We start from the raw sequence: 9,603 nt of genomic DNA, 5'->3' as shown, positions 1-9,603 counted from the left end.
CCCAGGTTTTCCGGCGGTCCTCGGGGTCACTCGGCACACGTCACCTCAAACGTCCGCATGCCTTCTTTTCCCGACACCGGGAGGTCACGTCCATGAGCACCAAGGTCTCCGACCACATCCTGCAGCGGCTGCGCGAGTGGGGCGTGGAGGAAGTGTTCGGCTACCCCGGCGACGGCATCAACGGTCTGCTGGCCGCTTGGGGCCGGGCCGAGGACCGACCGCGGTTCGTGCAGTCCCGGCACGAGGAGATGTCCGCGTTCGAGGCGACCGGTTACGCCAAGTTCAGCGGCCGTCTCGGGGTGTGCGCGGCGACCTCGGGACCGGGCGCGATCCACCTGCTCAACGGCCTCTACGACGCCAAGCTCGACCATGTGCCGGTGCTGGCGATCGTCGGTCAGACGCACCGCACGGCGATGGGCGGCTCGTACCAGCAGGAGGTGGACCTGCACACCCTGTTCAAGGACGTCGCCTCTGACTTCGTGGAGACGGTGACCGTTCCCGAGCAGCTGCCGAACGTCCTGGACCGGGCGATCCGCACCGCGTACGCCCGCCGCTGTCCGACCGCGATCATCATTCCCGGGGACGTGCAGGAGCTCGAATACTCCGCCCCCACCCATGAGTTCAAGATGGTGCCCTCCAGCCTGGACCGCAGCGGCTGGACGGCGATCCCGTCGGAGGAGTCCCTGGAGCGGGCCGCCGAGATCCTCAACTCCGGCGACAAGGTGGCCATCCTGGCCGGGCAGGGTGCGGCCGGCGCCCGCGCGGAGGTCGAGCGGATCGCCGAGGTGCTGGGCGCGGGCGTGGCCAAGGCGCTGCTCGGCAAGGACGTCCTCAGCGACGAACTCCCCTACGTCACCGGCTCCATCGGCCTGCTCGGCACCCGTCCGTCGTACGAGATGATGCGCGACTGCGACACCCTGCTGACGATCGGCTCCTCCTTCCCCTACACGCAGTTCCTTCCGGAGTTCGGCAAGGCGCGGGGCGTGCAGATCGACATCGACCCGCACATGGTGGGGATGCGCTATCCGTACGAGGTGAATCTCGTCGGCGACGCGAGGGAGACGCTGCGGCGGCTGATCCCGATGATCCGGGGCGAGGAACGCGGCCGCGAATGGTTCGACACCGTGTGCGACAACGTACGGCGCTGGCACGAGGTGATGGAGCGGCGGGCGCAACTGTCCGCCGACCCGATCAACCCGGAGTACGTGGCCCGCGCCCTGGACCCGCTGCTGCCGGCCGACGCCATCGTCACCTCCGACTCGGGCTCGGTTGCCAACTGGTACGCCCGGCATCTCACGATGCGCCCCGGCATGCGCGCCTCCCTCTCCGGCACGCTGGCGACGATGGGCTGCGGGGTGCCGTACGCGATCGGCGCCAAGTTCGCGCACCCGAACCGGCCGGCGATCGCGCTGGTCGGGGACGGGGCGATGCAGATGAACGGCATGGCGGAGCTGATCACCGCGGCCAAGTACCGGCACCGTTGGGAGGATCCGCGGCTGGTGGTCGCCGTGTGGAACAACCACGACCTCAATCAGGTGACGTGGGAGATGCGCGCCATGGAGGGCGCCCCGTCGTTCCTGCCCTCGCAGGAACTGCCGGACGTGCAGTACGCGGCGTTCGCCCGCTCGCTGGGACTGACCGGGGTGCGGGTGGAGAAGCCCGAGGACGTCGAGGCGGGCTGGCGTACGGCCCTGGAGGCGGACGGGCCCGCGGTCGTGGAGTTCCTCACCGACCCCGCGGTGCCGCCGATCCCGCCGCACGCGACCTGGGAGCAGATGGAGGCGACGGCCGAATCGATCCTCAAGGGTGACGCCGACCGCGGCTCCATGATCAAGCAGGGGTTCAAGGCGAAGGTGCAGGAGTTCCTGCCGGGCAGGAAGTGACGGCTCCGGTCCCCGCGGGATCTCGTATGCAATATCCGCCATTCGGGATCTCGCATACCGGCATCCGTCTCCGCCAACCCGTGTCGGCTCCCGCCCCACGGGTACGCGGTGGGCCGGCCGAGAAGATCTGGAGGGAGACATGCAGCGAGGCAGTGACCGGCTGAGTGTGCACCGGGACGACGAGATGAAGCACGAACTGCAGGGTCTGCTCCGGTCCGGGCACCCCACGCGGTCCGAGGAATGGCACGACCCGGAGCCGTCCGCGGAGGACGATCCCGAGGTCTGGGGCGGTCCGGTGGTGCCCGGCACCTCCCGGGCGTCCCTGGCCACGGTCCGGCTGGAGCTGGGCCGGATCCTGGGGCGCAGCCCCTTTCCCGCGGGCCCGGACGAACTGGCCCTGACCCTGCGCCGCAGGAACGCGCCGGACGCGCTGGTGGAGGCCGTACGGCGGCTGCCGCACAAGGAGCGCTACGCCAACGCGGCCGCGCTGGCCGAGGCGCTGGTGGGGAGCGGCCGGTGAGCCGCGGTGACCGTGCGGCTCAGATCGCCGCCACGGGCGCCACCGTCGACGTGGGCGACGCGACCACCCGCTATCTGCTGTACGGGCTGCTGCCGAGCTGGTTCGTGCCCGGTCTCGCCGACTGGGCCATGCACCGGCGCACCCGTATCGAGGACACGGCGGGTACCAAGGAGTCGTTGATCCACTCGCTGATGATGGCCGAGGTCGGCCTCCCCATCGCACTCACCCTGCGCTACGAGGTCAATCCGCTGCTGCTGACCGTGCAGTGCGCGGGCGCCGCGGTGCACGAGGCGACCGCGCTGTGGGACGTACGGACGGCCGTGCACAGCGAGCGCGAGGTCAAGCCCGTGGAGCAGCACATCCACAGTTTTCTGGAGTCGCTGCCGTTCGGTGCGCTGGCCTCGCTGATGTGCCTGCACGCCGACCAGGTGAAGTCCCTGCTGCGGGGCGGACGCGGCGATCCGGACGCATGGCGGCTGGTGCCCCGCCGGAAACCGCTTTCACCCGGCTATCTGGCGGCCATCGCCGCCGCCATCGGCACCTGTGTGCTCCTGCCCTACGGCGAGGAACTGCTGCGCTGCCGACGGGCGGCCAGGGCCAGGAAGAAGAAGCGCGCCGGGGGCGACGCGGCCCACCGGCATGCCACGAAAGGACATTGAACGATCATGCGTATCGCGTTTCTGACGGCACCCGAGGGCGTCGAACAGGTCGAGCTCACCGATCCCTGGCAGGCCGCGGTGGACGCGGGCCACGAGCCCGTGCTGGTGTCGACGGAGTCCGGCGAGATCCAGGCCTTCAACCACCTCGACAAGGCGGACACGTTCATGGTGGACGAGGTCGTCGGCGAGGTCCCCGCGGAGTCCTTCGGCGGCCTGGTCCTGCCGGGCGGGGTCGCGAATCCGGACTTCCTGCGGATGAACCCGAAGGCCGTGGCGTTCGTGAAGGAGTTCTTCGAGCAGGGGCGGCCAGTCGCCGCGATCTGCCACGCCCCGTGGACGCTCGTCGAGGCGGACGTCGTGCGCGGCCGTGAACTGACCTCGTGGCCGAGCCTGCAGACGGACATCCGCAACGCCGGCGGCACCTGGGTGGACGAACAGGTGAAGATCTGCGACCACGGCCCCAACAAGCTGGTCACCAGCCGCAGGCCGGACGATCTGAAGGCGTTCTGCGAGGCCTATCTGGACGTGTTCGCCGGGGAGGCGAACTGATGGGGCCGTCGGCCGACCGCAAGGACCACCAGCTCGACGGCTTCCGCGCCGAGGACCCGGCGTCCGGGCCGCTGACCACCGACCAGGGCGTGGAGGTCGACCACACGGACGACTCACTGGCCGCCGGCGAGCGCGGGCCGACCCTGATGGAGGACTTCCACTTCCGGGAGAAGCTCACCCGCTTCGACCACGAACGCATCCCCGAGCGGGTGGTGCACGCACGGGGCGCGGGCGCCTACGGCTACTTCGAACCGTACGAGTCCTGCGCCGAGTTCACCCGCGCCGCCTTCCTGCAGGACCCGTCGGTGCGCACACCGGTGTTCGTGCGGTTCTCGACCGTGCAGGGCCCGCGGGGGTCGGCGGACACCGTGCGCGACGTACGGGGCTTCGCGACGAAGTTCTACACGTCCGAAGGGAATTACGACCTCGTCGGGAACAACTTCCCGGTGTTCTTCATCCAGGACGGCATCAAGTTCCCCGACTTCGTGCACGCGGTGAAGCCGGAGCCGCACAACGACATCCCGACGGGCGCCTCCGCGCACGACACGCTCTGGGACTTCGTGTCGCTCCAGCCGGAGACCCTGCACGCGATCATGTGGCTGATGTCGGACCGGGCGATCCCGCGCAGTTACCGCATGATGCAGGGCTTCGGGGTGCACACCTTCCGGTTCGTGAACGCGGACGGGCGCGGCACGTTCGTGAAGTTCCACTGGAAACCGCGGCTCGGCGCGCACTCGCTGGTGTGGGACGAGGCCCAGGAGTGCCAGGGCCGCGACCCGGACTTCAACCGGCGTGACCTGTGGGACGCGATCGAGGCCGGCGAGTACCCGGAGTGGGAGCTGGGCGTCCAACTGGTGCCGGAGGAGGACGAGTTCGCGTTCGACTTCGACCTGCTCGACGCCACGAAGATCATCCCTGAGGAGCTGGTGCCGGTCCGCCCGATCGGCCGGATGGTCCTCGACCGCAACCCGGAGAATTTCTTCGCGGAGACCGAACAGGTCGCCTTCCACACGGCCAACGTCGTGCCCGGCATCGACTTCACCAACGATCCGCTGCTCCAGGCCCGCAACTTCTCCTACCTGGACACCCAGTTGATCCGGCTCGGCGGCCCCAACTTCAGTCAGCTGCCGGTGAACCGCCCGGTCGCGCCGGTCCGCAACAACCAGCGCGACGGCTACCACCAGAGCACGGTCCACCGGGGCACGAACTACTTCCCGAACTCCCTCGGCGGCGGCTGCCCCGCCCACGCGGGCGCCGACGGCAAGGCGTTCACGCACTACACGGAACGCGTCGACGGCGCCACGATTCGCCGGCGCAGCCCCAGCTTCCAGGACCACTACAGCCAGCCCGCCCTGTTCTGGAACAGCATGGCGGACTGGGAGAAGCAGCACATCGTGCAGGCGTTCCGATTCGAACTGGGCAAGGTCGAGACCCGGGAGATACGGGTTCGTACGGTCGAGCAGCTCGCGCGGGTCGACGGCGGCCTGGCGCGGCAGGTGGCGGGTGGCATCGGGGTGGCCGAGCCGTCCGGCGGGATGGAGACGGCGTCCAAGCTGTCGTCTCCCGCGCTCAGCCTGGAGTCGCTGCGGGGCGAGGGGGCGATCCGCACCCGGCGGATCGCGGTGCTCGTCACCGACGGAGTGGACGCGCAGCAGGTGACGTCGGTACGGGAGGAGCTGGCCGCTCAGGGCGCGATCGTGGAGGCGCTGGCGGCGACGGACGGGAGCGTGTCGGCGATCGACGGTGAACGGTATGCAGTCGACCGCGCACTGCCGACCGTCGCCTCCGTCCTGTATGACGCCGTCCTGCTGCCGGGAGGCCCCACCGGCACCCCCGCGATCACCGGGGACCCGGACGTCATGCCGTTCGTGCGGGGCGCCTACCGGCACGGCAAGCCCGTGGGGGCACTGGGGTCCGGGGTAGGCGTGGTGGCGGCACTGAAGCCGGAGGGGGTGCGGCTGTCCACGGAGTTCCACCGGGTGGTCACCGACCAGGGGGTGGTCACGGACACCTCTCCGGGCGCCGCGAGCGAGGAGTTCGTCCAGGCGTTCGTGGCCGCGATCGCGGCGCACCGGCATTGGGGGCGGCTCCCCGTGCACGGGTGAGGCGACGGTAGGCGATCAGCGGGATGCGGTCGACGGCATGCGGGGCGGTCGACCGCATCCCGCTTTCTGCACGCGGTCGACCGCATACGTCACCCGCTCCGCCCCTCGCATCCCCCGAGCGGCACGCCGTCGGTTGCCGCGGGCGAGTCGGCGTGTTGAGGTGCAAAAGGTGCAATCGTAACATACGGTGCACACTTGTAACGCTCCGTTACAGAACGGAACACGCCACCCAGATAGCAAAGGTGATGTAATGCGCAAGCTTCACAAGGCCGGTCTCGTCGCCGCCATGATCGGTAGCCTCGGCCTGGCCGGGGCCGGTGTCGCCTCCGCCCACGGCTCGGGCGGGGACGAGGGCTCCCGGCAGTGCATTCAGCAGGGCGACGTCAACGTCGGTCTGCTGAACCTCCAGCACCTGAACCTCGGACTCGGAGGCCTGCTCGGTTCGCCCGGGATTGCCAGCGAGGACAACTCGAGGCAGCAGAGCTGCGTCACCGGTGACGGCTCCTACAGCGTGCAGGTCCGGGGCGACAGCGAGGACGGCTCGGGCCGCAAGCACGGCTGAGCGGCCTGAAACCGGACGGCCCCGGGATCCGACTTCGGGTCCCGGGGCCGTCTTGCACCGCTCAGTGGTGATGTATGCGTTCGACGGCATCCGGCAGGCGCCCGACGGACGACCGCAGACGACCGACCGCAGACCGTATACCGCCTCACACCTCCCCGGCGCCCCCGCCCGCCGCCCCCCGCCCCCACTTCCCCACCGGGGTCTCGGCCGCGGCGGGGCGAGCGCCCCGGACGCCCTCCACCGCGGTGGCCCGCTCCCTGGCCCCCTCCCGGGTGCGGCCGGGGGCCACGAAGCGGCGCGGGTTGCGGCGCAGGTACTCGCCCTCCAGCCGGGCCATGCGCTCGTTGTGGGCGCGCAGGGCGTCGTTCGAGCCGTACAGCAGGGTGTCGTGGCGCGTGCGATGGATCGTCTCCAGCTCCTTCATGAGTTGCTGGTCGTCCAGCCGGTCGGGGTCGACTCCGGTCATCGTGGTGCCCCACTCGTCGTGTTCGTCCATACGGTCCGGGTACCCGCTCGGGAGCATTGCCAGCACTACCCCCGAGCGGCATCCGGGAGGGAGCCATGGATCTCGCGTTTCTGCATCCACTGTACGAACATTCCGGCCCTTGGGCCTCCGTGTACGTCGATACCTCCCGGCACACGGAGAACACCCCTCAGGAGCGTCGCCTCACGGCCGCGGCAATGGCCCGCGAGCTGGCCCGGCAGGGTGCGGACGACGCCACGTGCCGGGCCGTGCAGCACGCCGTCGAGGAGCTGAGCCACTCCTCCGAGCCGCACGGGCGGGCCCTGTTCGCCCGGGCCGGCGAGGTCGTCCTCGATCCCGCGCTGGCCGCCCGGCCCCCGCAGGGCGACTGGGCCGAGTGGGCGCCGCTGCCCCGGGTCGCGCCACTGCTGGAGCTGGCCGACCAGGACCCGGTGTGCGTGGTGGCGTACATCGACCGCAAGGGCGCGGACTTCGAGCTGCGGACACCGTTGACCCGGGAAAGGGTGGACACGGTCAGCGGTCGGCAGTATCCGGTCCACCGCACGGCGACGGCCGACTGGTCCGAGCGGCACTTCCAGCTGAAGGTGGAGAACACCTGGGAGCACAACGCTGCGGAGATCGCGGACGCGCTCAGCGTCTGCCAGGAGGAGACCCGCGCCGATCTGCTGGTGCTGGTCGGGGACGACCGGGAGCGGCGGGCGGTGCACGAGCGGCTGCCGCGGCGGTTGCAGGACCGGGTGGTCGAGACGGACCGCGGTCAGGGCAGCAGGCTGCTGGACGAGGATGTGGAGGCGGCCCGCGCCGAGCATGTGCGTCGGCGCACCGAGGCCGAGCTGGAACGTTTCCTCGCCGCTCGGGCCCCGGACGAGAAGGGGCGTACCGGGGCGGTGGAGGGCGTGCCGGCGCTGGTCGAGGCGGCCCGTGAGCACCGGATCGACGAGTTGCTGATCCGGCCGGACAGCCCCGACGCCCACCGTGAGGTGTGGATCGGCGAGGACCCGGACCAGGTGGCGGTGCGCCGTACCGAACTGAAGGCGCTGGGCGAGCAGCACTCGTGGGCGGCCCGGGCGGACGACGCGCTGATCCGGTCGGCGGTCGCCACGGACGCGAGCGCGCTCGTCGTACCGCCCGAGGCGCCGGAGGAGGCGCCGGTGGGCGGGCTGGGCGCGCTGCTGCGCTGGAAGTAGCCCGCCTGGATTCACCTGGCCCGTTCCACGCGCCGTTCGTCCCAGACCGGGTCCGGGGTTTCCCGGACCCGGCCGTCGCTGCCGAAGACCAGGTAGCGGTCGAAGGAGCGGGCGAACCAGCGGTCGTGGGTGACGGCGAGGACCGTGCCGTCGAAGGCCTCGAGGCCTTCCTGGAGGGCCTCGGCGGACTCCAGGTCGAGGTTGTCGGTGGGCTCGTCGAGGAGGAGGGCGGTGACGCCCTCCAGTTCCAGGAGCAGGATCTGGAAGCGGGCCTGCTGGCCCCCGGAGAGCTTGTCGAAGGTCTGTTCGGCCTGCTGGGTGAGCTCGTAGCGGCGCAGCCGCGACATGGCCGCTCCCCGGTCCTGGGAGTGCTCCTTCCACAGGATGTCGAGGAGGGCGCGGCCCTGGAGTTCGGGGTGGGCGTGGGTCTGGGCGAAGTGTCCGGGCACGACCCGCGCGCCGAGCTTCCACTCCCCCGTGTGCGTCACCTCGTCACCGGCGAGGAGGCGCAGGAAGTGCGACTTGCCGGAGCCGTTGGAGCCGAGGACGGCGACGCGTTCGCCGTAGAAGACCTCCAGGTCGAAGGGTTTCATCAGGCCGGTCAGTTCGAGTCCCTTGCAGGTGACGGCCCTTACGCCGGTACGGCCGCCCTTCAGACGCATCTTGATGTCCTGCTCGCGCGGCGGCTCGGGCGGCGGGCCGGCCTCCTCGAACTTGCGCAGCCGGGTCTGGGCGGCCTGGTAGCGGGAGGACAACTCGTGGCTGATGGAAGCGGCCTGACGGAGGTTCAGGACGAGCTTCTTCAGCTGGGCGTGCTTCTCGTCCCAGCGGCGGCGCAACTCCTCGAAGCGGGCGAAGCGTTCGCGGCGGGCCTCGTGGTAGGTGGCGAAGCCGCCGCCGTGCACCCAGGCGTCGGCGCCGGTGGGCGAGGGCTCCACGGAGACGATCTTCTCGGCGGCGCGGGAGAGGAGTTCGCGGTCGTGGGAGACGAAGAGGACCGTCTTGCGGGTCTCCTTCAGCCGCTCCTCGAGCCAGCGCTTGCCGGGGACGTCGAGGTAGTTGTCGGGCTCGTCGAGGAGCAGGACCTCGTCGGTGCCGCGCAGCAGCGCCTCCAGCACCAGCCGCTTCTGTTCGCCTCCCGACAGGGTGCGGACGAGCCGGAACTGCGCCCTGTCGTAGGGCACCCCGAGCGCGGCCGTGGTGCACATGTCCCACAGCGTCTCGGCCTCGTAGCCGCGTGCCTCGGCCCAGTCGGAGAGGGCCTGCGCGTACTGGAGCTGCGCGGCCTCGTCGTCGACGGTCATGATCGCGTGCTCGGCCTTGTCGACGGCCTTCGCGACTTCCTGGATGCGGGGCGAGGACACGGAGACCAGCAGGTCGCGTACGGTCGTCTCGTCCCGTACGGAGCCGACGAACTGGCGCATCACACCCAGGCCGCCGCTGACGGTGACGGTGCCGCCGTGCGGCTTCAGCTCGCCGGAGATCAGGCGCAGCAGGGTGGTCTTGCCGGCGCCGTTGGGTCCGACCAGGGCCACCGCGGCCCCTTCGCCCACCCGGAAGGACACGTCGCCGAGCAACGCCCTCCCGTCGGGGAGGTAGTACTCGAGGTGCGCGGCTTCCAGATGTCCCATGAGGAGGCATTCTGCGGGCCGTC

General features: G+C 70.6%; 9 protein-coding genes. 7 read left to right on the top strand and 2 right to left on the bottom strand.

The window, feature by feature from the left end:
• Window positions 1-92: 92 nt before the first annotated feature.
• The 6 genes from ACIBVL_RS16415 (at window position 93) to ACIBVL_RS16390 (ending at window position 6,278) form a co-directional block, all read left to right on the top strand.
• Window positions 93-1,883, top strand: coding sequence for a thiamine pyrophosphate-requiring protein (locus ACIBVL_RS16415; protein ID WP_399097815.1), 1,791 nt, complete (start codon window positions 93-95; stop codon window positions 1,881-1,883).
• 139 nt (window positions 1,884-2,022) lie between these two features.
• Window positions 2,023-2,403 carry a DUF2795 domain-containing protein gene (locus ACIBVL_RS16410; RefSeq protein ID WP_399097814.1) on the top strand — a complete coding sequence of 127 codons (381 nt, stop codon included), beginning with the start codon at window positions 2,023-2,025 and terminating at the stop codon, window positions 2,401-2,403.
• A complete protein-coding gene (locus tag ACIBVL_RS16405; protein ID WP_399097813.1) occupies window positions 2,400-3,062 on the top strand; it encodes a diguanylate cyclase in 663 nt (220 codons plus the stop codon). The genes ACIBVL_RS16410 and ACIBVL_RS16405 overlap by 4 nt, the downstream gene beginning before the upstream one ends.
• A gap of 6 nt (window positions 3,063-3,068) precedes the next feature.
• On the top strand, window positions 3,069-3,611 hold the full coding sequence (locus ACIBVL_RS16400; RefSeq protein WP_399097812.1) for a type 1 glutamine amidotransferase domain-containing protein: 543 nt from the start codon (window positions 3,069-3,071) through the stop codon (window positions 3,609-3,611).
• Window positions 3,611-5,716, top strand: a complete 2,106-nt coding sequence (locus ACIBVL_RS16395) for a catalase (RefSeq protein ID WP_399097811.1) — start codon at window positions 3,611-3,613, stop codon at window positions 5,714-5,716. The genes ACIBVL_RS16400 and ACIBVL_RS16395 overlap by 1 nt, the downstream gene beginning before the upstream one ends.
• A 250-nt stretch (window positions 5,717-5,966) precedes the next feature.
• Window positions 5,967-6,278: a hypothetical protein gene (locus ACIBVL_RS16390; protein WP_399097810.1), complete on the top strand. Its 312-nt coding sequence runs from the start codon at window positions 5,967-5,969 to the stop codon at window positions 6,276-6,278.
• Between the two features lie 145 nt (window positions 6,279-6,423).
• Here the strand turns inward: ACIBVL_RS16390 and ACIBVL_RS16385 are convergent, their stop codons facing one another.
• Window positions 6,424-6,774, bottom strand: a complete 351-nt coding sequence (locus tag ACIBVL_RS16385; RefSeq protein WP_399097809.1) for a DUF6158 family protein — start codon at window positions 6,772-6,774, stop codon at window positions 6,424-6,426.
• A 65-nt stretch (window positions 6,775-6,839) separates the two neighbouring features.
• Here ACIBVL_RS16385 and ACIBVL_RS16380 point away from each other — a divergent pair, with 65 nt between their 5' ends.
• Window positions 6,840-7,949: a Vms1/Ankzf1 family peptidyl-tRNA hydrolase gene (locus ACIBVL_RS16380; protein ID WP_399097808.1), complete on the top strand. Its 1,110-nt coding sequence runs from the start codon at window positions 6,840-6,842 to the stop codon at window positions 7,947-7,949.
• A gap of 11 nt (window positions 7,950-7,960) precedes the next feature.
• Here ACIBVL_RS16380 and ACIBVL_RS16375 read toward each other — a convergent pair whose 3' ends face one another.
• The gene (locus tag ACIBVL_RS16375) at window positions 7,961-9,580 is read right to left on the bottom strand and encodes an ABC-F family ATP-binding cassette domain-containing protein (protein ID WP_399097807.1); all 1,620 of its coding nucleotides are present in this window, start codon (window positions 9,578-9,580) and stop codon (window positions 7,961-7,963) included.
• Between the last annotated feature and the right edge of the window lie 23 nt (window positions 9,581-9,603).

Origin of the sequence: Streptomyces sp. NPDC049687 (assembly GCF_044465285.1) — a bacterium.
Classification (GTDB): domain Bacteria; phylum Actinomycetota; class Actinomycetes; order Streptomycetales; family Streptomycetaceae; genus Streptomyces.
Note: the sequence above shows the minus strand (reverse complement) of the source record. Positions and strands in the feature narration are given on the sequence as shown.